Here is a 25,239-nt window from a genome sequence, read left to right as displayed (position 1 = left end):
TTTCGGGATTGCAGGTGCAGGACGAACGGCGCGGGGCTACTTCGGCTTGGGCGCAGGCACCGCCGGACCGCCCCACGGGCTCACCGGATTGCCCATCCAGTAGCTCGCGGCGGGAACCGTCTCACCCCGCATCACGAGGGAGGCCGGGCCCACGGTGCCGCCCTTGCCAATCCGGGCCTGCGGGAGGATGACTCCGTGCGGTCCCATCGTTGCCCCGTCATCGAGCGTAACAGTGTCGATGCTCATGACGCGGTCGTGGAAGAGATGGGTCTGGACCACGCAGCCGCGGTTGACCGTGGAGTTCCGGCCCAGGGTCACAAGGTCCGCCTCGGGAAGCCAGTAACTTTCGCACCACGCTCCGGCGCCGATCTTTGCGCCGAGGGCCCGCAGCCACCAGACCAGGGCCGGGGTCCCGGTCGCCGAGCGCGCGAACCAGGGCGCGCTGACCATTTCAATGAAGGTGTCCACGACCTCGTTGCGCCAGATGAAGGAACTCCACAGCGGATGCTCGCCAGGCCGGATCCGCCCCACCAGCAGCCATTTCGCGACGACGGCGCTGCCCGCCGCCGCGGCGCCGGCGAGCAGGATCACGACTCCGCCCAGGAGTGCCGCGATGCCGTAATTGAACACCGTAGCGAGCCAGTCGAAGGCGAGGAGGACGCCGGCGGCGACCGCGACCGTCGCCACGACGGGGACAAAGCGGCAGAGCTCCCACAGCGCCCGGGCAATTTTGAGCTTCAGCGGCGGCTGGTAGGTCCTCGTGTCGTCGGAGGCGATGGCGGTGCGCCGAAGCCTAACCGGCGGGCTGCCCAGCCAGGACGTCCCGGCCTTCGCCTTCGCGGGAGTTGCCGAGAGCACCGCCACGAGGGAGTTCTTCGGCACATTGCGGCCGGCCGCGGTCATGCCGGAGTTGCCCAGGAAGGAGCGTTTGCCGATCTTGGCGGGGGCGATCCGCAACCAGCCGCCGTCGAGCTCGTAGGAGGCCACCATCGTGTCGTCGGCCAGGAAGGCGCCTTCGCCCACGGTGGTCATCTTGGGGATCAGCAGGACCGTGGAGGCCTCCACGTTCTTGCCGATCCTGGCGCCCAGCAGGCGCAGCCAGACGGGCGTGAACAGGCTGGCGTAAATGGGGAACAGCAGGTCGCGGGCCAGGTCCAGGACCCGTTCGGTGGCCCAGACCTGCCAGCCGATCCTGCTGCGCACGCGGTAGTACCCTTCGGCCAGTCCCACCCCGAGCAACCGGGTGGTGAGGAGGATCAGCACGAGGTTGGACAGGAACCAGACCAGGGCCGCCGCCGGCAGGGACAGCAGCAGCTGGGGCAGCGCGGCGGTCAGCGAGGCGCTGCCGCGGATGAAGCCAAAGACCACGAGGGCCGCCGCGGCCGCGGAAACGTAGGGAATGAGGGCCAGGGCGGCCGAAGCGGTGGCGAAGCCGGCAAACCAGAGCCGGCCGATCAGCCGGTGCTCCGGGGGAGTTTCCGGCCAGGAGTGTTTGGCCTTGCCGCGCCGCTCGGCCGGTGACCCGGCGACGAGCAGCCCGGACTTCACCTTGCCCAGCACGGCCGAACCGGGTTCCACCCGGGCCCCGGCGCCGATAGTGGCGCCGGGCATGAGGGTACTGCGGGCGCCGACAGTGGCGCCGGGCCCGATACGGATGGCGCCGATGTGGACGACGTCGCCGTCGATCCACCAGCCGGACAGATCGACCTCGGGCTCGACGTTGCAGCCGCTGCCGAGCGAGAGCAGGCCGGTGACGGGCGGCAGCGAGTGGAGCTGGACGTCGTCACCGATTTTCGCCCCGAGGGCCCGGGCGTAGTACGGCACCCAGGGGGCGCTGGCCAGGCTCACGGCGCCGGCCAGGTCCTGGATCTGTTCCGCCAGCCAGAGGCGCAGGTGCACCCGGCCGGACCGCGGGTACGTTCCCGGCACCACCTTGCGCAGCAGGAGCCGCGCGGCGGCGATGGAGATCACCATCCGGCCCGCAGGGCTGACGAAGACGAGCCAGGAGGCAACCACCCACCACCAGGACACGGTGGGCGCCGCCGTGAAACCGGCGAGGGATGAGAGCAGATTGTTCGCCGCCATCAGGTATGTCAGCCAGCGCATGCCGACAAGGATGTGCAGCGGAACGCCCATCAGGGTCTGGAAGACCTGTGACTTGCGGGCCGTGCGCCGGACCGTTCGTTCCGGGGCCGGGCCCGCCCCGCCCTCGGGCAGCGACTGGCGCGCGGCGTCAATGAGCGCCCCGACCCGGGGAGTGGCGTAGATGTCGGCGACCGTGATGGTGGGGTAGCGCACGCGCAGGGCGGAAACGAGCTGTGCGGCGGCGAGCGAACCGCCCCCGTAAGCGAAGAAATCGGCGTCCAGGTTGGACACGGCACTGCCGAGCACGGCACTCCACTGCTCCACGATCCAGGCTGCATCGTCCGGGAGGTTCAGCGGGGCCGCGGCGGCGTCGGCGGCTCCGGCCCCCGGCAGCGGCCACGGCAGCGCGTGCCGGTCGACTTTTCCGCTGGTTTTGGTGGGTAGCGAATCGACCACGGTCAGCAACGGGATCAGGGGAGCCGGCAGGCTTTCGCCGAGCAGCTCCCGGGCGGCCACCAGATCGAGATCCCGGCCACCGGCGGGGGACAGGTAACCGACGAGGATCTGGTTCCCGGCCGCCGTCGTCTGCACTGTCGCGGCCGCACCGGCCACATCCGGCAGCGCCTGCAGGGCGGCGTCGATCTCGCCGAGTTCGATCCGGCGCCCGCCCAGTTTGACCTGTTCGTCGGCGCGGCCCTGAAAGATCAGCCCGGCCGCCTCGTAGCGGACCAGATCGCCGGAGCGGTAGGCGCGCGCCCAGCCGAGCGACGGCATCGGGGCGTATTTCTCGGCGTCCTTGGCCGGGTCGAGGTACCGGGCCAGGCCGACGCCGCCGATGATCAGTTCGCCGATTTCCCCTTCTGCGACCGGCAGGGTGTCAGCGTCTACGACGGCCAGGTCCCAGCCGTCCAGCGGCAGTCCGATCCGGATTGGTCCGGAGCCGCCCAGCGGCGCAGCGCAGGCGACGACGGTGGCCTCGGTGGGGCCGTAGGTGTTCCAGACCTCGCGTCCTTCGACCGCGAGCCGTTCGGCGAGCTCCGGCGGGCACGCCTCGCCGCCGAAAATTAGCAGGCGGACACTCTCCAGGGACTCCACCGGCCAGAGCGCGGCGAGGGTGGGAACCGTGGACACGACCGTGATGCCGTGGCTGATCAGCCAGGGGCCGAGGTCCATGCCGGTCCGGACCAGGGCCCGTGGCGCCGGGACCAGGCAGGCGCCGTGCCGCCAGGCAAGCCACATTTCTTCGCAGGAGGCGTCGAAGGCCACCGACAGGCCGGCGAGGACACGGTCCTGGGGGCCGATCGGCTCGTCCTGGAGGAAGATCCGGGCCTCGGCGTCGACGAAGGCCGCTGAGGAACGGTGCTGCACGGCGACGCCCTTGGGGGTTCCGGTGGAGCCGGAGGTGAAGATGACCCAGGCGTCGTCATCCGGGCCGGGCAGCCGCGGGTCCGGGAACGGGCGGGGCCGCTGGCCCTCCGTCACAACCTCCCCGGTCCCGTGTAACGTGCCCGCAACCCGGGCTTCGCCGAACACCAGCCGGGCCCGCTCGTCCGGGTCGTCCGCGTCCACCGGGACGTACGCAGCCCCGATGAGGAGGACAGCCAGGATGGCGATGAAGAGCTGGTTGGTGCCGGAGGGAATCCGGACGCCGATCTTGTCCCCGGCGCCCAGCCCGGCCCGGTGCAGCTCCCGCGCCTTGGCCCGGACCGCCGTCAGCAGCTGGGCATAACTGAGCGACTGGTGCCCGTCGTCGAGGGCGGAGGCGTCCGGGAAGCGCCGGGCCGTGTCCTGCAGGATGTCGACCAGCGTCCGCTCCGGCGGTGCGGCCAGCGACCCTGGAAGTTGCGCCGAGAAGACCGGGCTGACGGTGGCGATCGCCCGCGGAAGGTCGCTGCGGTGTGGTTGCTGTGGTTGCTCAGTCACAGGGGGATCGTCTCCGGCCTAGGTGAACGGAAGGTGTCCGGCTTCGCTTTGTGTTAATACTCCGCCTCTGTCCGGTCGTTCGCACGCTTTTTCCCCGGGGGTGGTCCCTGCTGCCGGGTACAGGATCTACGGAACCAGGATGACCTTGCCGGTGGTGCGGCGCTGCTCCAGGTCGTCGTGGGCCTGGGCCGCCTCGGCCAGGTCGTAGCGGGCGCCGATCCGGACCTTGAGGCTTCCGTCGGCCACCGCGGCGAACAGCTCGCCCGAGCGCCAGCGGCGTTCCTGGGCGTTGCGCAGGAAGTGGACGATCGTCGGCCGGGTCAGGTACAGCGAGCCCCCGGCGTTGAGCCGCTGCGGGTCGAAGGGCGGCACGGGGCCGGAGGCGGCACCGAAGAGCACCAGGGTTCCGCGGATGCGCAGGGCGTCGAGGGAACCGTCGAAGGTGTCTTTTCCGACGCCGTCGTATACGACGTCCGCGCCGGCCCCGTCGGTCAGTTCGCGAACTCTGGCGGCGAAGCCGTCGTAGCGCAGTACATGGTCGGCGCCGGCCTCGCGGGCCAGCAGTTCCTTCTCGTCGGTGGAGACGGTGGTGATGACGCGCGCGCCCCTGGCCTTGAGTAGCTGGATCAGCAGGAGTCCGACGCCGCCGGCGCCGGCGTGCAGCAGCACGGTGTGGCCGGGCTCGACCTTGAAGGAGGAGTTGATGAGGTAGTGCGCGGTGATGCCCTGCAGCGGCAGGGCAGCGGCCGTGAAGTCATCCACACCGTGGGGGACCGGCAGCGCTTTGTCCTCGTCGATCAGGGCGTAGCCGGCGTAGCAGTTGACGCCTTCGGCCGTGGCCACCCGGTCACCCGGGGAGAAGCCGGTCACGCCGCCGCCGAGCTCCTCCACGGTGCCCGAGGCCTCCGATCCGGGGGTGAAGGGGTAGCCCACCTTGTAGCTTCCGCTGCGCTTGTACGTGTCGATGAAATTCACTCCGACGGCGGCGACCTTCACGAGCAGCTGGCCGGGACCCGGGACCGGGCGCTCCGCCTGGGCCAGCGTGAGGACCTCGGGGCCCCCGGCCTCGCGGGCGACGATTGCATGCATCCTGTGTCTCCTTGCCTGGGCAGAACGTCCGGCACTGATTTTCCTGGCGGAACGTCCGGCTGAATATTTCGGACTGAGTATTTCCGGGCCCGGATCCCGCGGCCCACATCCTGCTCCCATCCTAGGGACACCGGCGCCAACGACGAAGTGACGGCCGGTATCCGGCCGTCACTTCGGGTCAAACAGGAAAATCATCGCCTCGGGCGGGAGGCTTCCGCGGAACCGCGCTGCCGCTTTAGTAGCGGCGTGTGACGGTGGCCATCGGGCACTCGAAGTGGCGTCCGGCGGAGAGGCCGACGTCGTTGAGGTAACGGACGATGATGCCGTAGGACTGCAGCAGCGTGGTTTCGGTGTAGGGAACCTGGTGCTTCGCGCAGAACTCGCGGACGATCACGGCAGCCTTGTCGAGCTGCGGCCGGGCCATATCCGGGAAGAGATGGTGCTCGGCCTGGCGGTTAAGGCCGCCGAGGAGGATGTCCATGAAGCGGCCGCCGGAGATGTTCCGGGACGTCAGGACCTGGCGGCTGAAGAAGTCCACGCGGCTGTCGGCCGGCAGGACCGGCATACCCTTGTGGTTCGGGGCGAAGGAGGCCCCCATGTAGAACCCGAAGACGGCGAGCTGGACCGCGATGAACGCGAGGGCCATGCCCCACGGCAGGAAGGTGAAGGCGAGCACCGGAAGCAGGCTCAGCCGGACCACGAGGATCGGGATTTCAACCCAGCGGTGCGTGACCTTGGCGCGCTGGAAGATGAACTTGATCGAATCGATCTGCAGGCCCAGGCCCACGAGGAACAGCAGCGGGAAGAAGAACCAGCCCTGCTTGCGGGTCAGGAACGAGAACCGTCCCTGCCGGGTGGCGGCGGCTTCCGGGAAGAAAGCGATGGCGCCGGTGGCAATATCCGGGTCTTTGGAGATGACGTTCGGGTGGTTGTGGTGTGCGCCGTGCTTCTGCTCCCACCAGGAGTAGCTGATCCCGGCGACCGAGGTGGCCAGCAACCGTGCGGCCCAGTCATTGGCGCGGCGTGAGGCGAAGATCTGCCGGTGGCCGGCCTCATGGGCCAGGAAGCTCAACTGGGTACAGAGGATACCCAGGGCGGCGGCGATGAGGAGCTGGAACCAGCTGTCGCCGATCAGGGCAAAACCGAACCAGGTGGCCGTCATCAGGAGGACCAGGACGGAGAACACCGTGATGTAGAAGCCGACACGGCGTTCGAGCAGGCCCGCTGCCTTGACGGTCTTAAGGAGTTCCGAATAGCTCAGGACGACGGCGTTGGGCTGGCGGACGCGAGATTTCGGTCGCTCCGGCGTAGCAGTGGTGGGGGTCATGGAGCGCGTTCCTCGTAACTCTTGACGGGCAGCGCTGCACCCGACACTCGGACTGCACGGTCTGGATCACCCTCTCGCCAAGCATACGCCCCGGCCTGCACGGCCCTCCCGAACCCTGGCCGGTGGCCGCGGGCGGAGAGCGGTGACGGGGGTTCCGGGCCGGGGCCGGACACGCAGCAATAGATGCATAAATATCGGCATCTATGCATACTCTTGCTGTATAGTCGGTGCTATGACTATTTCTGTTGCCGTTTCCGGCGCAAGCGGTTATGCCGGCGGCGAGGTGCTGCGGCTCCTGGCCGGCCACCCCGACGTGACGATCGGCGCCATCACGGCGCACAGCAACGCCGGTTCCAGACTAGGTGAATTGCAGCCCCATCTCCACGGTTTGGCCAGCCGAATCCTCGAAGACACCTCGGTGGAGAACCTGTCCGGCCACGACGTCGTGTTCCTGGCCCTGCCGCACGGCGCCTCCGCGGAGATCGCCGCGCAACTGCCGGCCGGCACCCTTGTCATCGACGCGGGCGCCGACCACCGGTTGTCTGATCCGGCTGCCTGGGAAAAGTTTTACGGCTCCCCGCACGCCGGGACCTGGCCCTACGGGCTGCCGGAGCTCCCCGGCCAGCGCGAGGCGCTCCGCGGCGCCAAACGGATCGCCGTGCCGGGCTGCTACCCGACGTCGGCCCTGCTGGCCCTCACCCCGGGTTTCAGCAACCATCTGCTGCAGGCGGACGACGTCGTTATTGTTGCCGCGTCCGGCACTTCCGGGGCCGGCAAGGCCGCCAAGGTCAACCTGATCGGCGCCGAGGTCATGGGTTCGATGAGCCCGTACGGCGTCGGCGGCGGACACCGGCACACCCCGGAGATCGAGCAGGGACTGTCCAAGGCCCTGAACGCACCGGTCACGGTGTCCTTCACGCCCACTCTGGCCCCCATGAGCCGGGGCATCCTCACCACCGCCACGGCGAAGGTGCGTTCCGGTGTGACCGAGGAGGAACTCCGCCGCGCCTGGCTGGAGGCGTACGACGACGAGCCGTTTGTGCACCTGCTGCCGGAAGGCCGCTGGCCCTCCACGAAGTCCGTGCAGGGGTCCAACCACGCCGTCATGCAGCTCGCACTCGACGTGCACACCGGCCGCGTGATCGTCACCTGCGCCATCGACAACCTGACCAAGGGAACCGCCGGCGGCGCCGTGCAGTCCATGAACATTGCCCTCGGCCTGGCGGAAACCGCCGGCCTCGATCTGCAGGGAGTCGCACCATGAGCATCACCGTCCCCCAGGGATTCCGCGCCGCAGGCGTCACCGCCGGCCTCAAGACCTCCGGCAACCCGGACCTGGCCCTCGTGGTCAACGACGGCCCCGGCAAGGCCGCCGCGGCCGTGTTCACCTCCAACCGGGTGGCCGCAGCCCCCGTGCACTGGTCCCGCGAGGTCGTCAAGGACGGCCGCGTGGACGCCGTCATCCTGAATTCCGGCGGCGCCAACGCCTGCACCGGCCCGCAGGGTTTCCAGAACACGCACACCACCGCCGAGAAAACCGCCGAGGCGCTCGGCGCCTCCGCCACCGACGTCTTCGTCTGCTCCACCGGGCTGATCGGCGAGCAGCTCCCGATGGAGAAGATCCTCGCCGGGATCGGCGCCGCCACGGCAGCGCTCAGCACCGACGGCGGACCCGACGCCGCCACCGCGATCATGACCACGGACTCCGTGCCCAAGCAGGCGGTCTTCATCGGCGCCGACGCCGACGGCAAGGAATTCGCCATTGGCGGCATGGCCAAGGGTGCCGGCATGCTCGCCCCCGGGCTCGCCACCATGCTGGTGGTCCTCACCACGGACGCGGATGTCCAGCCGGAGATGCTCGACGTTGTGCTCCGCGACGCCACCCGGGTCACCTTTGACCGGGCGGACTCGGACGGCTGCATGTCCACGAACGACACCGTGGTGCTGCTCGCCTCCGCAGCGTCCGGCGCGGTGCCGTCCGCCGTCGACTTCGGCAGGGGACTGACCCAGGTCTGCGCGGAACTGGCCCGCAAGCTCATCGGCGACGCCGAGGGCGCCAGCCACGACATCGCGATCCGAACGTTCAACGCCGCCAGCGAAAAGGACGCCGAAGTGGTCAGCCGCGCCGTCGCCCGCTCCAACCTCTTCAAGGCCGCGATCTTCGGCAAGGACCCCAACTGGGGCCGCGTGCTCTCCGCCGTCGGAACCACCGACGCCGCCTTCGAGCCCGACCAGCTCAACGTGTCCATGAACGGCGTGCAGATCTGCCGCAACGGCAGTATCGGCGACGACCGCGGCCTCGTGGACCTGGAACCCCGCGAGGTCCTGGTCGAAATCGACCTGCAGGCCGGAGAATCCGAGGCCACGATCTGGACCAACGACCTCACCCACGAGTACGTCCACGAAAACAGCGCCTACTCCAGCTAGGCAGTTCCCGGAGGGACGAACAGCATGAACACCCAGACCCGCGCAACCACCTCCATGAAGGATGCCCAGAGCAAAGCCGGCACCCTGATCGAGGCCCTGCCCTGGATCCAGCGCTTCGCCGGCACCACCATGGTGATCAAGTACGGCGGCAACGCCATGGTCAACGACGAGCTCCGCCGCGCCTTCGCCGAAGACGTCGTCTTCCTGCACCACGTCGGGATCCACCCGGTGGTGGTGCACGGCGGCGGCCCACAGATCAACGCCATGCTCAGCCGGCTCGGAATCGAATCGGAGTTCAAGGGCGGGCTGCGGGTCACCACGCCGGAGGCCATGGACGTGGTCCGTATGGTCCTCACCGGCCAGGTCGGCCGCGAACTCGTCGGCCTGATCAACTCCCACGGCCCCTACGCCGTGGGCATGTCCGGCGAGGACGGCGGCCTGCTCCGCGCGGTCCGGACCGGCACCGTCGTGGACGGCGAAGAGGTGGACCTGGGCCTGGTCGGCGAAGTGATCGGCGTGAACCCCGAGGGAATCCTGGACATCATCGCAGCCGGGCGCATCCCGGTGATCTCCACGGTGGCCCCGGAGATCTTCGAGGACGGCACCGGCGACCCGGGATCAAAACAGGCGCAGACCACCGGCCAGGTGCTGAACGTCAACGCGGACACCGCCGCCGCGGCCCTGGCCGAAGCCCTCGGCGCCTCGAAGCTGGTGATCCTCACCGACGTCGAGGGACTCTTCGCCAACTGGCCGGACCGGTCCTCGCTGATTTCCTCGCTCACCGCGTCGGAACTGCGCGAGCTGCTGCCACGGCTGGAATCAGGCATGATCCCGAAGATGGAAGCCTGCCTCAAGGCCGTCGAGGGGGGCGTCGAGCGCGCGCACATCGTCGACGGCAGGCTGCCGCACTCGATGCTGCTGGAAACCTTCACGACGGCGGGCATCGGCACCCAGGTCGTCCCGGACGAGGACACCAAATGAACCCGACCGAGACAACACCGACCACGGATCTCGAACAGTCCCCGGAGGGGGAGATGCTGGGGATGGTCCACTCGCACGCCACCGGCGCGCAATGGCTGTCCCGCTACTCATCCTCCCTGCTGGGCGTCTTCGGCACCCCGCAGCGCGTCCTGGTCCGCGGCGCCGGCTGCCTGGTATGGGACGCCGACGGCAAGGAATACCTGGACCTGCTCGGCGGGATCGCGGTTAACGCCCTGGGCCATGCGCACCCCTTCGTCACCTCGGTGATCTCCAGCCAGCTCGCCACCCTCGGCCACGTCTCCAATTTCTTCACGAGCCCCACCCAGATCGCGCTGGCCGAGAAGCTGCTGGAGATCACCAAAGCCCCGGCCGGGTCCAAGGTGTTTTTCGCCAACTCCGGCACCGAAGCCGTCGAGGCCGCCTTCAAGCTGGCACGGCGCAACAATGGCGCCAGCCCGGACAACACAGGGAAACCGCGCACCAAAATCATCGCGCTCGAGGGTGCCTTCCACGGCCGCACCATGGGCGCCCTGGCGCTCACCGCCAAAGAAGCCTACCGGGCGCCGTTCGCCCCGCTGCCCGGCGGCGTCGAACACGTCCCCTTCGGCGACGTCGATGCCCTGCGCGCCGCGGTGGACGACACCGTCGCCGCGGTCTTCCTCGAACCAATCCAGGGCGAGGCCGGGGTCCGCCCGCTGCCCGCCGGCTATCTGCGGGCCGCCCGGGAGGCCACCAGCGCCGCCGGGGCCCTGCTGATCCTGGACGAGGTCCAGACCGGCATCGGCCGCACCGGCAAGTGGCTCGCGAGCGAGGACGCCGGGATTGTGCCCGACGCCGTGACCCTCGCCAAGGGCCTCGGCGGCGGCTTCCCGATCGGTGCCCTCGTCACCTACGGCCCGGACACGTCCGCGCTGCTGACCGCCGGCCAGCACGGGACCACGTTCGGCGGCAACCCCGTCGCCACCGCCGCGGCACTGGCCACGCTGCACGTGCTGGAGAACCAGCAGGTCCTGGGCCACGTCCGCGAGGTGGGGGAGCACCTGCGTGCCGGCCTCGCAACGGTCGACGGTGTCACCGAGGTCCGCGGCGAAGGACTTCTGATCGGCTTCGACCTGGACGCCGACGTCGCCCCTGCCGTCGTGACCGCCGGGCTGGCGGCGGGCTTCATCGTCAACAGCCCCGGCCCGCACACCATCCGCCTCGCGCCGCCGCTGATCCTCACCACCGAACAGGCCGACCGCTTCCTCGCGGCACTGCCCGCCCTCCTGAAGACCGCAAAGGATGCCCAGTGAACACGACCGGAATGTCGTCCATGACTTCGAACAGCCGGACCCGCCACTTCCTCAAGGACACGGACCTCACCCCGGCCGAGCAGGCCGAGGTCCTGGACCTTGCCGTCCGGATGAAGGCCGCCCCCTACAGTGTGCAGCCCTTCGCCGCGGAAGGCAGCGGACGCAAGACCGTCGCCGTGATCTTTGACAAGACCTCCACCCGGACGCGGGTCTCCTTCGCCGCCGGCGTCGCCGACATGGGCGGCAACGCGCTCATCATCAACCCGGGTGAGGCGCAGATCGGCCACAAGGAATCGGTCGAGGACACCGCCAAGGTCCTGGAGCGCATGGTGTCCACCATCGTCTGGCGCACCGGCGCCCACTCCGGGCTTGTGGCCATGGCCGAAAACTCCCGCGTGCCGGTGATCAACGCCCTGTGCGATGACTACCACCCCTGCCAGCTCCTCGCCGACCTGCTCACCATCAAGGAACACAAGGGCGAACTGTCGGGCCTCACCATGAGCTACCTCGGTGACTCCGCCAACAACATGGCCAACTCCTACCTGCTGGCCGGCGTCACCGCCGGCATGCATGTCCGCATCGCCGGCCCGGACGGCTACCTGCCGTCCCCGGCCATCATCGCGGCGGCCGAAGACCGTGCGGCGGAGACCGGCGGCTCGGTGCTGGTCACCGTGGACGCCGCCGAGGCGCTGCTCGGAGCCGACGTCGTCGCCACCGACACCTGGGTGTCCATGGGCCAGGAGGACGAGAAGGAAGCCCGGCTGCAGCTCTTCCGCGGCTACGCCGTGGACGAGGCCGCGATGAAGCTCGCGGCGCCGGACGCCGTCGTGCTGCACTGCCTGCCCGCCTACCGCGGCTACGAAATCGCCGCGGCCGTGATCGACGGCCCGCAGTCCATCGTCTGGGACGAGGCGGAGAACCGGCTGCACGCCCAGAAAGCCCTGATGGCGTGGCTGATGCACCGCTCCGGGCTGGCTATTGTCGAGGGGCTGGCGCCGAATCGGACGCCGGCACCGAAAGGACTCGGATAGTGTCCGTCCAGCCCGCCTCGCCGGGGGCCAGCCCGGCCACCAAGACAGCCCGGCAGGCGCGGATCACCGCGATCCTCACCGGTGAGTCGGTCCGCTCGCAGGCGGAACTGGCGGCGCTGCTGGCGGACGACGGCGTCCAGGTCACCCAGGCCACGCTGTCCCGGGACCTGGTGGAGCTGGGCGCGGTGCGGGTGCGCGGCAAGGACGGCGTGCTCGTCTACGCGGTGCCGGGGGAGGGCGGGGAACGCGCTGCCAAAAGCGGCGTCACCCAGGAGATCCTCGACGCGCGGCTGGCCCGGCTCTGCGGTGAACTGCTGGTCACGGCCGAAGCGTCCGCCAACATCGTGGTGCTGCGGACACCGCCGGGTGCGGCCAACTTCCTGGCCCTGGCCATCGACCACTCGGTGATGCCCTCGATCCTCGGCACCATCGCCGGGGACGACACCGTGCTGCTGGTCACCCGCGATCCGCTCGGCGGGGCCGACATGGCCGCCCGCTTCCTGCAGCTCGCCGAGGAAGCCGGCACCGGCTGACCTTACCCGGCCTGAAGATTGGGCCTGCCACAGGGATGTGACAGGCTTTCAGTAGACAAGCTTTTACCCCGACATTTTCCCCAAACAACTAAGGAGCATTTCAAGTGACTGAGCGTATTGTGCTGGCCTACTCCGGTGGCCTGGATACTTCCGTGGCCATCGGCTGGATCGGCGAAGCGACCGGCGCCGAGGTTATCGCCGTGGCGGTCGACGTCGGACAGGGCGGCGAATCGCTGGAGACGATCCGCCAGCGCGCCCTGGGCTGCGGCGCCGTCGAAGCCTACGTCGCCGACGCGTCCGACGAGTTCGCCGACGAATACTGCATGCCCGCGCTGAAGGCCAACGCCCTGTACCAGGGCCACTACCCGCTGGTCTCCGCGATCTCGCGCCCGGTGATCGTAAAGCACCTCGTCAAGGCCGCCCGCGAATTCGGCGCGACCACGGTGGCCCACGGCTGCACGGGCAAGGGCAACGACCAGGTCCGCTTCGAAGTCGGCATCCAGACCCTCGGCCCGGACCTGAAGTGCATCGCCCCGGTCCGCGACCTCGCCCTGACCCGCGACAAGGCCATCGCCTTCGCCGAGGAAAAGGGACTGCCGATCGAGACCACCAAGAAGAACCCCTACTCGATCGACCAGAACGTCTGGGGCCGCGCCGTCGAAACCGGCTACCTCGAGGACATCTGGAACGCCCCCACCAAGGACATCTACGACTACACCGCGACCCCGGAATTCCCCCCGGCCCCGGATGAGGTCACCATCTCCTTCGAGGCCGGCATCCCGGTCGCGATCGACGGCGTCAAGGTCACCCCGCTGCAGGCCATCAAGGAACTCAACCGCCGCGCCGGCGCGCAGGGCGTCGGCCGCATCGACGTCGTCGAAGACCGCCTCGTCGGGATCAAGTCCCGCGAAATCTACGAGGCACCGGGCGCCATGGCGCTCATCACCGCGCACAAGCACCTCGAAGACATCACGGTGGAGCGCGAGCAGGCCCGTTTCAAGGCCACCGTCGGCCAGCGCTGGTCCGAGCTGGTCTACGACGGCCAGTGGTTCTCGCCGCTCAAGCGCTCCCTCGACGCCTTCATCGATGACACCCAGCGCTACGTCACCGGCGACATCCGCATGGTGCTGCATGGCGGCCAGGCGATCGTCAACGGGCGCCGCTCCGAGACCTCGCTCTACGACTTCGACCTCGCCACCTACGACACCGGCGACACCTTCGACCAGTCGATGGCGCGCGGCTTCATCGAGCTGTGGGGCATGTCCGCCAAGGTGGCCTCCGGCCGCGACATCCGCGTCGCAGGAAAGTAGCCTCTGTGGCTGAGTCGGAAACCACCAAGTCGGAAGCCACCAACACCGGCGCGCTGTGGGGCGGCCGGTTCGCCGGCGGCCCCGCCGACGCCCTCGCCGCGCTGAGCAAGTCCACGCACTTTGACTGGCGGCTGGCCCGCTACGACATCGCCGGGTCCAAGGCGCACGCCCGCGTGCTGCACAAGGCCGGACTGCTCGACGCCACCGAGCTCGAGGGCATGCTGGACGCCCTAAGCCGGCTGGACGACGACGTCGCCTCCGGAGCGTACCTGCCGGCGGAGTCCGACGAGGACGTGCACGGGTCGCTGGAACGCGGCCTGATCGAGCGCGCCGGCACCCAGCTTGGCGGCAAGCTCCGTGCGGGCCGCTCCCGCAACGACCAGGTGGCGACGCTGGGCCGGATGTTCCTCCGCGACCACGCCCGGATTATCGCCCGCGGCGTGCTCGCCACGATCGATGCCCTCGTGGACCAGGCCAGGGCGCACCAGGGCGTGGCCATGCCGGGCCGCACCCACCTGCAGCACGCCCAGCCGGTGCTGCTCAGCCACCACCTGCTGGCCCACGCCTGGGCGCTGCTGCGCGATGTGCAGCGGCTGGCGGACTGGGACAAGCGCGCCGGGGTCTCGCCGTACGGCTCCGGCGCCCTCGCGGGCTCCTCGCTGGGCCTGGACCCGGAGGCCGTGGCCGCGGAGCTCGGTTTCTTCTCCGCCACGCACAACTCGATCGACGGCACCGCATCCCGCGACGTCTTCGCCGAGTTCGCGTGGATCACGGCCATGATCGGCGTGGACCTTTCCCGCGTGTCGGAGGAAGTCATCCTGTGGGCCACCAAGGAGTTCTCCTTCGTGACCCTGCACGATTCCTACTCCACCGGCTCCTCGATCATGCCGCAGAAAAAGAACCCGGACGTGGCGGAACTGGCCCGCGGAAAGGCCGGCCGGCTGATCGGCAACCTGACCGGGCTGCTGGCCACCCTGAAGGGCCTGCCGCTCGCGTACAACCGCGACCTGCAGGAGGACAAGGAACCGGTCTTTGACGCCGCGGACACGCTGGAGGTCCTGCTCCCGGCAGTCTCCGGCATGATCTCGACGCTGACGTTCAACACCGAACGGATGGAGTCCCTGGCGCCGCAGGGTTTCGCGCTGGCCACGGACATCGCCGAATGGCTGGTCCGCCAGGGCGTTCCGTTCCGCGAGGCGCATGAGCTCTCCGGTGCCGCGGTCAAGCAGGCCGAAAGCCGCGGCGTCGAACTCTGGGACCTCACGGACGCGGAATACGCGGCCATTTCGGAGCACCTGACGCCGGAGGTCCGCACCGTCCTGTCCACCGAGGGCTCGCTGAACAGCCGCAACTCCCAGGGCGGCACCGCACCGGCCGCCGTCGAGCGCCAGCTGCTGGCCCTCGAGGGGGAGCTCGCCGCCGTCCGCGCGTACGCCGGGTAGCTACCACACGCTCCCTCACTTCCTGCAGCGTTTTCCCCGACGCTTCTGCACTGCCTGCAGGAGCGTCGGCGGATTTCCTGCCAAAAGTGAGGGAGCGTTGTGCGTTTGCCGCCGAAAACTCCCCGCTAGCATTGCGGCATGAGCGAAACCTTCCGCCAGTTGCTGCGTGACCTGCCCGATTTCCCCGAACTGCTCCCGGACTTCGACCCGGCCGGCGCCCCCACGGACCCTGCCGAACTGTTCCGGCAGTGGCTCAAAGAGGCGCTGGCCGCCGGTGTCCCGCAGCCCAACGCCTGCAGCCTCGCCACCGCGGACGAGCTCGGACGGCCCTCCGCCCGGATGCTGATCCTGAAGGACATCGACGACGACGGCTGGCACTTCGCCACGTCCCGCGCCTCCCGGAAGGGCCGCGAACTCTCGGCCAATCCCCACGCTGCACTGAACTTTTTCTGGCAACCGCAGGGCCGGCAGGTCCGTGTCGCCGGCAGTGTGGTGGAGCTGTCCGCTGCCGCGTCCGCGTCCGACTGGCACGCCCGGCCCGGCGCGGACGGCAGCGACAACCCGGACTGGCAGCTGTACGCGCTTCGGCCCCGGGAGATCGAGTTCTGGCAGGCCCGGCACGACCGCCGGCACCTCCGCCACCGCTACGGTCCGGAGTCTTTCAGTTAATCGGTATTTATTCAGTGCGCGCGGGTTAGGATGATCGCCATGACCACCATCACCCCGGAAAAACTCCTGGAAGAACTCCGCCGCGCCGCCGGCGTCGTGGCTGGAATCACCGCCAGCCTCGCCGACGAGGACGTCAAGGCCCCCTCGGAACTGCCGGGCTGGACCCGCGGCCACGTGCTGGCCCACGTCTGCGGGATCGCCAACGCGATGGCCCGCCAGCTGGAATACGCCGCCCAGGGCAACACCATCGAGCTCTACGATGGCGGCTACGAAGGCCGGACCCGCGCCATCGGGATGGCCGCCGGGCACACCCCCGCGGAACACCGGGCCGATTTGGACGCCGCCCTGGACCGGGCGCTGCAGGCTTTTGAATCCCTGGACGACGGCGGCTGGCGGGCGCCCATCAGCTTCCGCGGGGGAGCCGTCTTCGACGGCGGACTGGCGCTCTGGCGCGAGCTCGTCATCCATGCCACCGACCTCGGCACCGGCCGCGGCCCGGAAACCTGGAACCGGCCCTTCTGCGAGCATCTTTTCGACTTCCTGGCCGCGCGCGTGCCGGAAGGGCAGCGGTTCGTCCTCCAGCCGCTCGGCCTGCCGGCAGTGTCCCTCGGTACCCCCGGCGGCGGGACGACCGTCATCAACGGGATGCTGACCGATATTGCGGCCTGGCTCGCGGGACGCACGCCGACGCTCGGCAGCCTGCGCGCCACCGCGGCGGCCGACGGCGTGGACCTCCCGGCGCTGCTGCCCTGGCCGGCGGGGGTTCCTGTCAACCCCTGAGTCCCACGCGCCGAGCTTCACGCCGAGGTCAGACTTCGCGCCCATGATCCGCCGCGACATGGGCGCGAAGTCTCACCTCGGCGCACTTTGGGCGCGGGCCGCTTGGCGCTCCCGGTCCAGCAGGCTTTCCTTGATGGCCAGTCCCCAGCGGAATCCGCCCAGGCTGCCGTCGGTGCGGATCACCCGGTGGCAGGGGACGAACAGTGCTGCAGCGTTGAAGGCGCAGGCGCTGGCCGCGGCGCGCACGGCTTTAACGTTGCCGGACAGCTCCGCGTACTCGGTGTAGGTCACAGGGTGTCCCGGCGCGACGGTCCGGAGGACGTCCCAGGCATGTCCCCGGAACGGTCCGGATTTCTGCAGCACCGGCACCGCCATTGCGGGCCCGGGATTCCCCGCATAGAAATCCTCGACCGCCGCAGAGATCCCGCCGAGTTCGGTGACGGTCTCGTAGTCGCCGGGCAGCAGGTCCGTGTGGATCTGGCCGGTCAACTCGCCGGGAACTGCTGTCCACCCCGAGGCCAGGACGGCCCCGCCCCGGGCAATGATGGTGAACGGGCCGTCCGGGGTGGACAAGGTCAACAACTGGGCTTTCATGGGGTCGCTTTCTGCGGAGTGTTCGGAGCGGTGGACGGCGTGCGCGCCGGGGCACGCGCCGCTGCCGCGCGCCACAGGTGCATCGTGGCGTAGGAGCGCCAGGGGCTGAGCTCCCGGAAATCAGGACCGAGGCGGGTTTGAGGGACGACAGCTGCGCCGTCCGACTCCCGGGCGAGGGCACGGATGCCATTGCGCACCGCCGCGTCGTTGGCCAGGAAGACATCCGGGGCGCCGATCACGCGCATCGCCACGTAACCAACCGTCCACGGCCCAATGCCGGAGAGGGGCAGCAGTTTCGACTCCAGGCCGGGCAGGTCGTCGCCGTAGCCGAAGTCGAGCCCGCCCGAGGCCATCGCCGCGGCGGCGGCGCGGACGGAATCGATGCGGCGCTGCGGCCCGCGGAGCAGTTCAAAGCCGTTCCCGGCAATCTGCTCCGCGGTCGGGAACAGCCGGTGCAGGCCGTCCGCCGGAACCAGGCTTTCGCTGCCGGCCGCGGACAGTTGGATGAGGGCGGTGCGGGCCGCGGCGACCGTGATCTGCTGGCCGATCATGGCCCGGACCAGCAGCTCCTGGGGGTCGACAGCGCCCGGCATCCGCATCCCGGCAATGGCGGCGACGCTGGCTGAGAGCCGCGGATCGGACCCCAGCGCACCGTCGATGGCGACCGGGTCGGCGTCGAGGTCCAGCAGCCGGCGGACCCGGCTGAGCAGGGGCGGCAGGTCCCGCAGGTCGACGGCGCCGACGGTCAGCACGAGCGGACGGCCCGGGGACCCGGCGTCGTAGTCCACCCGGAAGCGGGCGTCTCCGTGGGCCAGGCGCAGGGTCCGGGCGTAGGAGGTGGACGAGCCTTCCTCGATGCCCGGAATGGCCCGGACCGCGAGGAAGTCGAAGACCCCCGGGTCGAACGGCTCGCGGTACGGCAGGTTCAGCGTCAGCGCCGTCGTCGACTGCGCGGCCACGCCGGAGGAACGGTGGTGCCGGGCGGTGGCCCGCAGCGCCGAGGGTGTCATGGCGAAGACCTCGCCGATGGTCTCGTTGAACTGGCGCACGCTGCTGAAGCCGGCAGCGAAGGCAATGTCGGCGACTTTCATGGGCGTGGAGACGAGCAGGGTGCGGGCGGTCTGGGCGCGGCCGGCCCGTGCCAGCGACAGTGGTCCCGCGCCGAGTTCGTGGCTCAGGATCCGGTTGAGCTGCCGCGCGGAGTAGCCCAGCCGGGCGGCAAGCCCCTCCACGCCGTCGCGGTTGATCACACCGTCGTTGATGAGCCGCATCGCGCGGCCGGCGATGTCGGAACGCACGTTCCAGGCCGGGGTGCCGGGGACGGCCTCGGGGAGGCAGCGTTTGCAGGCCCGGTAGCCGGCGTCGTGCGCGGCGGCGGACGTTTCGTAGAAGGTGACATTCCCGGCTTTGGGGGTCCGGGCCGGGCAGGAGGGCCGGCAATAGATGCCCGTGGTGCGGACAGCGGTGTAGAACTGCCCGTCGAACCGGGTGTCCCGGGCGTCGATTGCTCGGTAGCGCTGCCAGAAGTCCATGCGTTCATCCTGCCAGCTTCCGGGGACTGCTGCTAGCGGAAATCGGACACGGTGGTGGGGGGAGGACGCTGTTTGTTAAAGTCGGAGCATGACTTTGACGCCCCCTGTCAGTGCGCCGGGCCGTGGACTCCCTGCCGGTGGGCCGCCCGCGGACGAACTGCGGGAGCTCCTGTCGCTGGACGCCCGGCAGGTGGCGCCCCTGCTGCTCGGCGCGGTGCTGACGCACGAGGGCAGTGGCGGCCCGGTGTCCGTGCGGATCACGGAGGTGGAGGCCTATCTGGGCCCGCATGACTCGCCGCACCCGGATCCCGGCTCGCACACCTTCCGCGGAGCCACCGCGCGCAATGCCCCGATGTTCGGCGCGGCCGGCCATCTGTACGTCTACTTCACCTACGGCATGCACCACTGCGCCAACATCGTGTGCGGGCCGGCCGGCGTGGCCTCCGCCGTGCTGCTGCGGGCCGGCGAGATTGTGTCCGGGGAGGAGCTGGCACTCACCCGCCGGCCGACGTCGAAATCCCCCAGGGACCTGGCGAGCGGCCCGGCCCGGCTCGCCACAGCACTCGGCATCACGACGGCGGACAGCGGACGCGACGCCCTCCAGGCCCCGTTCCGGCTGGAACTTCCCGCCCAGCAGGCTGTGGACGTCAGCGCTGGTCCGCGCGTCGGCGTCTCCGGCGCCGGGGGCACCCACGACTACCCCTGGCGGTTCTGGCTGAGCGGTGACCCGACGGTTTCGCGTTACAAGGCGGCGAAGGTGCGGATGGCCTAGCCGGGCAGCCAGGGTGGTCCCGGCGGTCCCTGGGACCGGCGGCGGGGAGGATGACATCGTATGGGTGAGGGCAAGCGCGGGAAACCACGCAGTGAGCTGGAAAGGCTCGAGATCTTTGCGCAGTTGGCCGCCGACTATTTCCGGATGATCGAGCTGTTCGAAACTGCTGACGGACCGGCTCCGGCGGACACCCCCGAGGCGGAGCGCCGGCAGTGGGTGGAACTCTTCCGGGCTGCCCTGCTGCGCAAGTTCATCGTCCGGGATGAGCACGTCTCCCTCAAACTGGTGGTGCGGGCCCTCCGCCTCTGCAACTACACGGCAGACCGCACGCTCGCGGAGGGGACGGACGCGGTGGCTGATCTGTTCACCGCCGAGATGGTCCAGGGCCGGCAGCATGTGATGCCCGGACCAGCCCCGGAGGACGTTCGTGACATTTTCGAGGACGTCCTCTATGGACGGCTGCTGCACGGCGACGCTGACCGCTTCCACCGCTCAGAATGGGCAAAGGACCACGACCGCCTGGGATCCGCGTCGGCCCGGCGGTTCGACGCGGAGCACGCACTCGGCAAGGCCCTCGAAGTCGTCAACTACGCACTCGCGCATGGGCTGCTGCGGCCACCGGCCGCACCGGTCAGCGACGCGGGTCCAGCCAGTAAGGTTGATGGGTGAATCAAAGCGAGCACCACCAAAGAACGATGTCCCGGATTGACCCCAACGCACCGGTGGGCGAGCTGATCAGCAGCCTATGCGCCACCATCCCCGATTACCCCAAGCCCGGGATCGTTTTCAAGGACCTGACCCCGGTCTTCGCCGACGGTGCAGCGCTGCAGGCCGTCGTGAACGCCCTGGTGGAGCCGTTCAAGGGCCAGTTCGACGCCGTCGCCGGGGTGGAAGCCCGCGGCTTCCTGCTGGCCGCCGCCGCGGCGTACGCCACCGGCACCGGCGTCATCACGGTCCGCAAGGCCGGCAAGCTGCCGCGTGAAGTCCTCTCCGAGGACTACGCGCTGGAATACGGCAACGCCACCCTGGAACTGCACACCACGGACCTGGCTCCCGGCAGCCGTGTCCTGATCCTCGACGACGTCCTCGCCACGGGCGGCACGCTCGGCGCCGCCGTGCGGCTGTTCGAACGTTGCGGGGTCGAGGTGGCCGGTGTGGGCGTGGTCATGGAACTCGGCGAACTCGGTGGCCGCTCGGCCCTGGGCGGCCACCGGGTCAGCTCCCTGCTGCGCCTGTAGCCCCGACCCGGACGCACGGCCCGCGGCGGGCTGCCGCAGGGGCGGGTGGACGATTCCGGACGCCTCGGTAGAATGCCTGCAAAAAACTGACATGTGCCGGTGGGGAGACCGAAATGGTTGTAGAATGGTTGGTCTGTCTTTTTCGATAGGGGAACGTTCGATGCACGACGCTGATTTGGCCCATGAACGCGACTATGTGGCCGGACTTTACGCCCGGCTTGATGAGCTGCGGGCGGAAAAGCGCGCCCAGCTGGCGCAGGTACGGCGCGCCGGTGCGGTGGGTACCATGCAGAACGTCTCCGAGCGGGACGCGTTCGCCGCGCTGTACGAGGACCGCCTCGCGCAGCTCGACGCTGTCGACGACCGGCTCGTATTCGGCCGGCTCGACCTCGACTCCGGGGAGGCGCAGTACATCGGCCGTATCGGCCTCACCACCGACGACCTCCAGCGCCTCATGCTGGACTGGCGCGCGCCCGAGGCCGGCCACTTCTACCAGGCCACCGCGTTCGACCGGCAGGGGGTGCGCCGCCGCCGCCACCTGATCCTGCAGGGCCGCGAGGTGAAGGCCATCGAGGATGACGTCCTCGACGCCGACCTGCTCGCCGACGACGAGTCCCTCCAGGGCGAGGGCGCCCTGCTGGCGGCCCTGAATTCCAAGCGGACCGGACGGATGTCGGACATCGTCGGAACCATCCAGTCCGAGCAGGACCGGATCATCCGTTCATCGATCTCCGGCGCCCTTGTGGTCCAGGGCGGTCCCGGCACCGGCAAGACCGCCGTAGCGCTGCACCGTGCCGCCTATCTGCTCTACACCCACCGTGACCGGCTCAAGACCGCCGGCGTCCTGCTGGTGGGTCCGTCGTCGTCATTCATGAAGTACATCGAACGCGTCCTGCCCTCGCTCGGCGAAACCGGCGTCGTGATGGCGAGCGTAGGCCGCCTGATGCCCGGCATCCATGCCGTCGCCGAGCCCGAAGCCGAGGTCGCGGCCATCAAGGGCAGGCTGGACATGGCCGAGGTCGTGGCGCACGCCGTGGCCAACCGGCAGCGCATTCCGGCGGAAAACCGCGTCCTCGAAGTCGACGGACGCAAACTGCTGCTGACGCCCCGGCAAGTCCGCCGGGCCAGGGACCGGGCCCGCTCGACCGGCAAGCCGCACAACGAGGCCCGGGTCTCGTTCGTCAAGATCCTGCTGCGCGAACTGACCGAACAGATGACGGAACTTGTGGAAGCCGGCAGCATCGGCAACAACGCCGACCGCTCCTACCTTGCCGAGGACGTCCGCTCCGCGCGGGACGTGCGGATCGCCCTGAACCTGTGCTGGATGCCGATGACTCCGGAGAAGCTCATCGGCGAACTCCTCAGCAGGCCGGCGATCCTGGCAGCCTGCACCCCCCACCTCACCCCGGCCGAGCGCGAACTGCTGCTCCGGCCCGCCGACGCCCCGTGGACGGAAGCGGACGTGCCGCTGCTGGACGAGGCTGCCGAACTCCTCGGCGAACTCGACGCGGCCGCAGGCAGGGGACTGGCCCAGCAGGAACACGACCGCGCCCGTGACCTGGCGAATGCCAAGCAGACGCTGGTCAACATGGAAACAGCCGGCGTGGATGTCCTGATCTCCGCGGAAGAGCTCGTGGACCAGAACCAGGAACGCGAAGCCCGGCTGACCGCCGCCGAGCGCGCCACGACAGACCGCAGCTGGGCATTCGGGCACATTGTGGTGGACGAGGCCCAGGAGCTCTCGCCGATGCAGTGGCGCCTGCTGGTCCGCCGCTGCCCGCTGAAGTCCTTCACCATCGTGGGCGATATTGCTCAGACGAGTTCCGTGGCCGGCGCCAATTCCTGGCACAGCGCCCTCGCGCCGATGTTCGGCGACCGCTGGCAGCTTGAAGAACTCACGGTCAACTACCGCACGCCGTCGCAGATCGCCGAAGCGGCTGCCCGGATGGCCAACGCGGCGGGCCTTGTGGTGTCCGCACCGAAGGCTGTCCGGGAGGGCCGCTGGTCGCCGGTGATCGACCGCGTCGACCGCGGCGGGGTCATCAGCAAGCTCGTGGAGGTCCTGCCGGAGGAGCTGGGCGCGCTCGAGGGCGGCCTGCTGGCCGTCATTGCCGACGGCGAGCTCCTCCCGGAGGCGACCGCCGCGCTGCGCGCCGTCTACGGCCGCCGCGTCGGCACGGATGCCGGCAGCTACGTGCAGGACATCGTGGTGATCAGCCCCCGGGAGGCCAAGGGCCTGGAGTTCGACGGCGTCGTGGTGCTGGAGCCGTCGGCCATGCTCAACCATGAGCACGGCCGGGTCGGGGACCTGTATGTGGCCATGACCCGGCCCACCCAGCGGCTTCGGCTCATCGCCTCCGCCGGTGTGCCGGCCGGCATCGAGGACTGAGTCCCGCCCTCGGGCGCCCGGTCCGCTGACGGTCACAAGCGCTGACGGTGGCTTGATCCTGCTAACTTAGATTCCGTGTCCCAGCTAAATGATTTACGTTCCCAGCAGAATGACCCCAGCTTCGCCAACGTCTGGCAGGAGCTGAAATGGCGAGGCCTGGTCCACGTCTCCACGGATGAGGCGGAGCTGGAAAAGCTCCTCGCCGGCGATCCCGCAACCTATTACTGCGGCTTCGATCCGACCGCACCAAGCCTGCACCTGGGCAACCTGGTCCAGCTGCTGCTGATGCGCCGGATCCAGTTGGCCGGCCACAAGCCCCTGGGGCTGGTCGGCGGCTCCACCGGCCTGATCGGAGATCCGCGGCAGACCGCCGAACGTGTGCTCAACACCCCCGAGACGGTCGCCGAATGGGTCGGGAAACTGCAGGCCCAGGTCCAGCGTTTCCTCAGCTTCGAGGGCGACAACGCCGCCCGGATGGTCAACAACCTGGACTGGACGGCGCCGCTGAGCGCCATCGACTTCCTGCGCGGTATCGGCAAACACTTCCGGGTCGGCACCATGATCAAAAAGGATATTGTTGCCAACCGCCTGAACTCCGACGAGGGGATCAGCTACACGGAGTTCAGTTACCAGATCCTGCAGGGCATGGACTACCTGCAGCTGTTCCGCGACTACGGCTGTGTCCTTCAGACCGGCGGTTCGGACCAGTGGGGCAATCTCACCAGTGGCACCGATCTCATCCGCAAGGTCGAGGGCAAACACGTCCACGCGCTGGGTACCCCCCTCATCACGAACGCCGACGGCACCAAGTTCGGCAAGAGCGAGGGCAACGCCATCTGGCTCGATCCGGAGATGTGCAGCCCGTACGCCTTCTACCAGTTCTGGCTCAACACGGCGGACAGTGACGTCGCGGCACGCCTGAGGGTGTTTACCTTCCTGGGCCGTGCCGAGATCGAGGCGCTGGAGGCCGCGGTAGCCGAGCGGCCCTTCGCCCGCGAAGGACAGCGGAAGCTCGCCTACGAGGTAACCTCCCTCGTCCACGGTGTGGACGCCACCGAGAAGGTCATCGCAGCCTCTGCCGCGCTGTTCGGCAACGGTGACCTCAGTGTCCTGGACGAGGCCACGCTCAAGGCGGCCACATCCGAACTCCCGTCGGCCACCGTTGGTGCCGGCGGCCTGGGCATTATCGAACTGCTGGTCGCGACAGGCCTGTCGGAGAGCAAATCCGCCGCCCGCCGCACCGTGGGGGAGGGCGGGGCCTACGTCAACAACGCCAAGGTCGCGGATCCGGACGCTGTGATCGAGCCCGGCCAGCTGCTGCACGGACGCTACCTGCTGCTGCGCCGGGGCAAAAAGAACCTCGCCACCGTGGAAGTCTCCGCGGCCTAGAGCAACTTCGAACGTCACCTGCACGCTCCTGCCCGACCCGGTTGCAAGGTCGGGCAGGAGCGTGTATTGTTTTCTGAGTCGCCACCACAGAGTGGCGACCAACCCCAACAACATTAGAGAAGCAATTCTTCTAGCGCTTTCGGCTCCCCTGGAGCAGGTGGCGCAGGAATGAAAAATTGCTTCACATTTCGTTGGGCATATTCGCTCCATCGAGTGAAATCCGGGTGAAAATCCGGATTTGCAAAGTGGATATGAATGAAATAAGCTTCAAATATCGCATCGAAGAAAAAGCGAAACAAAAGAATTCAATTACATTGAATTGTTTCGAATAGTACTTCGAATGTGTCTGTTGTTTGAGAACTCAATAGTGTGCCAAGTTTGTTGATACCAATTTATTGTATTGAATTGGTTGAATTGACTGGATCGTGCCACCCCG

At 68.9% G+C, this 25,239-nt stretch carries 20 protein-coding genes; 15 read left to right on the top strand and 5 right to left on the bottom strand.

The window, feature by feature from the left end:
* Window positions 1–36: 36 nt before the first annotated feature.
* From ABIB29_RS15590 to ABIB29_RS15580, 3 genes are all read right to left on the bottom strand, one after another.
* On the bottom strand, window positions 37–3,960 hold the full coding sequence (locus ABIB29_RS15590) for a Pls/PosA family non-ribosomal peptide synthetase (RefSeq protein WP_354173865.1): 3,924 nt from the start codon (window positions 3,958–3,960) through the stop codon (window positions 37–39).
* A gap of 174 nt (window positions 3,961–4,134) precedes the next feature.
* On the bottom strand, window positions 4,135–5,097 hold the full coding sequence (locus tag ABIB29_RS15585; RefSeq protein WP_354173717.1) for a quinone oxidoreductase family protein: 963 nt from the start codon (window positions 5,095–5,097) through the stop codon (window positions 4,135–4,137).
* 235 nt (window positions 5,098–5,332) lie between these two features.
* Window positions 5,333–6,424 carry a fatty acid desaturase family protein gene (locus ABIB29_RS15580; protein ID WP_354173716.1) on the bottom strand — a complete coding sequence of 364 codons (1,092 nt, stop codon included), beginning with the start codon at window positions 6,422–6,424 and terminating at the stop codon, window positions 5,333–5,335.
* 232 nt (window positions 6,425–6,656) lie between these two features.
* Between ABIB29_RS15580 and argC the strand changes: the two genes are divergently transcribed.
* From argC to ABIB29_RS15530, 10 genes are all read left to right on the top strand, one after another.
* Complete coding sequence (gene argC / locus ABIB29_RS15575) at window positions 6,657–7,688, top strand: N-acetyl-gamma-glutamyl-phosphate reductase (protein WP_354173715.1); 1,032 nt, start codon at window positions 6,657–6,659, stop codon at window positions 7,686–7,688.
* Window positions 7,685–8,851 carry a bifunctional glutamate N-acetyltransferase/amino-acid acetyltransferase ArgJ gene (gene argJ, locus ABIB29_RS15570; protein WP_354173714.1) on the top strand — a complete coding sequence of 389 codons (1,167 nt, stop codon included), beginning with the start codon at window positions 7,685–7,687 and terminating at the stop codon, window positions 8,849–8,851. The genes argC and argJ overlap by 4 nt, the downstream gene beginning before the upstream one ends.
* 24 nt (window positions 8,852–8,875) lie before the next feature.
* On the top strand, window positions 8,876–9,832 hold the full coding sequence (gene argB, locus ABIB29_RS15565; RefSeq protein WP_354173713.1) for an acetylglutamate kinase: 957 nt from the start codon (window positions 8,876–8,878) through the stop codon (window positions 9,830–9,832).
* Between the two features lie 53 nt (window positions 9,833–9,885).
* The gene (locus ABIB29_RS15560) at window positions 9,886–11,124 is read left to right on the top strand and encodes an acetylornithine transaminase (protein WP_354173864.1); all 1,239 of its coding nucleotides are present in this window, start codon (window positions 9,886–9,888) and stop codon (window positions 11,122–11,124) included.
* A gap of 20 nt (window positions 11,125–11,144) precedes the next feature.
* On the top strand, window positions 11,145–12,155 hold the full coding sequence (gene argF, locus ABIB29_RS15555; RefSeq protein WP_354173712.1) for an ornithine carbamoyltransferase: 1,011 nt from the start codon (window positions 11,145–11,147) through the stop codon (window positions 12,153–12,155).
* Window positions 12,155–12,688: an arginine repressor gene (locus tag ABIB29_RS15550; protein WP_354173711.1), complete on the top strand. Its 534-nt coding sequence runs from the start codon at window positions 12,155–12,157 to the stop codon at window positions 12,686–12,688. The genes argF and ABIB29_RS15550 overlap by 1 nt, the downstream gene beginning before the upstream one ends.
* 104 nt (window positions 12,689–12,792) lie before the next feature.
* The gene (locus ABIB29_RS15545) at window positions 12,793–13,998 is read left to right on the top strand and encodes an argininosuccinate synthase (RefSeq protein WP_354173710.1); all 1,206 of its coding nucleotides are present in this window, start codon (window positions 12,793–12,795) and stop codon (window positions 13,996–13,998) included.
* Between the two features lie 5 nt (window positions 13,999–14,003).
* The gene (gene argH, locus ABIB29_RS15540; protein WP_354173709.1) at window positions 14,004–15,440 is read left to right on the top strand and encodes an argininosuccinate lyase; all 1,437 of its coding nucleotides are present in this window, start codon (window positions 14,004–14,006) and stop codon (window positions 15,438–15,440) included.
* 138 nt (window positions 15,441–15,578) lie between these two features.
* A complete protein-coding gene (locus tag ABIB29_RS15535) occupies window positions 15,579–16,109 on the top strand; it encodes a pyridoxine/pyridoxamine 5'-phosphate oxidase (RefSeq protein ID WP_354173708.1) in 531 nt (176 codons plus the stop codon).
* A 39-nt stretch (window positions 16,110–16,148) separates the two neighbouring features.
* Window positions 16,149–16,889: a maleylpyruvate isomerase family mycothiol-dependent enzyme gene (locus tag ABIB29_RS15530; protein WP_354173707.1), complete on the top strand. Its 741-nt coding sequence runs from the start codon at window positions 16,149–16,151 to the stop codon at window positions 16,887–16,889.
* A 72-nt stretch (window positions 16,890–16,961) separates the two neighbouring features.
* Here the strand turns inward: ABIB29_RS15530 and ABIB29_RS15525 are convergent, their stop codons facing one another.
* Both ABIB29_RS15525 and ABIB29_RS15520 read right to left on the bottom strand, forming a co-directional pair.
* Complete coding sequence (locus ABIB29_RS15525; RefSeq protein WP_354173706.1) at window positions 16,962–17,483, bottom strand: methylated-DNA--[protein]-cysteine S-methyltransferase; 522 nt, start codon at window positions 17,481–17,483, stop codon at window positions 16,962–16,964.
* On the bottom strand, window positions 17,480–19,015 hold the full coding sequence (locus tag ABIB29_RS15520; RefSeq protein ID WP_354173705.1) for a DNA-3-methyladenine glycosylase 2 family protein: 1,536 nt from the start codon (window positions 19,013–19,015) through the stop codon (window positions 17,480–17,482). Before ABIB29_RS15520 ends, ABIB29_RS15525 begins: the two co-directional genes overlap by 4 nt.
* Before the next feature lie 88 nt (window positions 19,016–19,103).
* On the opposite strand from ABIB29_RS15520, the gene ABIB29_RS15515 reads away from it, so the two are divergent.
* The 5 genes from ABIB29_RS15515 to tyrS all read left to right on the top strand — a co-directional run bounded on the left by ABIB29_RS15515 (window position 19,104) and on the right by tyrS (window position 24,803).
* On the top strand, window positions 19,104–19,787 hold the full coding sequence (locus tag ABIB29_RS15515) for a DNA-3-methyladenine glycosylase (protein WP_354173704.1): 684 nt from the start codon (window positions 19,104–19,106) through the stop codon (window positions 19,785–19,787).
* Between the two features lie 60 nt (window positions 19,788–19,847).
* Window positions 19,848–20,456, top strand: a complete 609-nt coding sequence (locus tag ABIB29_RS15510; RefSeq protein ID WP_354173703.1) for a hypothetical protein — start codon at window positions 19,848–19,850, stop codon at window positions 20,454–20,456.
* A gap of 26 nt (window positions 20,457–20,482) precedes the next feature.
* Window positions 20,483–21,025, top strand: a complete 543-nt coding sequence (locus ABIB29_RS15505; protein ID WP_354173863.1) for an adenine phosphoribosyltransferase — start codon at window positions 20,483–20,485, stop codon at window positions 21,023–21,025.
* Between the two features lie 160 nt (window positions 21,026–21,185).
* Window positions 21,186–23,414 carry a HelD family protein gene (locus ABIB29_RS15500; RefSeq protein ID WP_354173702.1) on the top strand — a complete coding sequence of 743 codons (2,229 nt, stop codon included), beginning with the start codon at window positions 21,186–21,188 and terminating at the stop codon, window positions 23,412–23,414.
* A gap of 75 nt (window positions 23,415–23,489) precedes the next feature.
* Window positions 23,490–24,803, top strand: a complete 1,314-nt coding sequence (tyrS, locus tag ABIB29_RS15495; RefSeq protein WP_354173701.1) for a tyrosine--tRNA ligase — start codon at window positions 23,490–23,492, stop codon at window positions 24,801–24,803.
* Window positions 24,804–25,239 lie beyond the last annotated feature (436 nt).

The sequence above is a fragment of the Arthrobacter sp. UYEF36 genome (assembly GCF_040547025.1).
Lineage (GTDB): Bacteria > Actinomycetota > Actinomycetes > Actinomycetales > Micrococcaceae > Arthrobacter.
The sequence above is the reverse complement of the archived record's forward strand: the minus strand, read 5'-3'. Positions and strand labels throughout refer to the sequence as shown.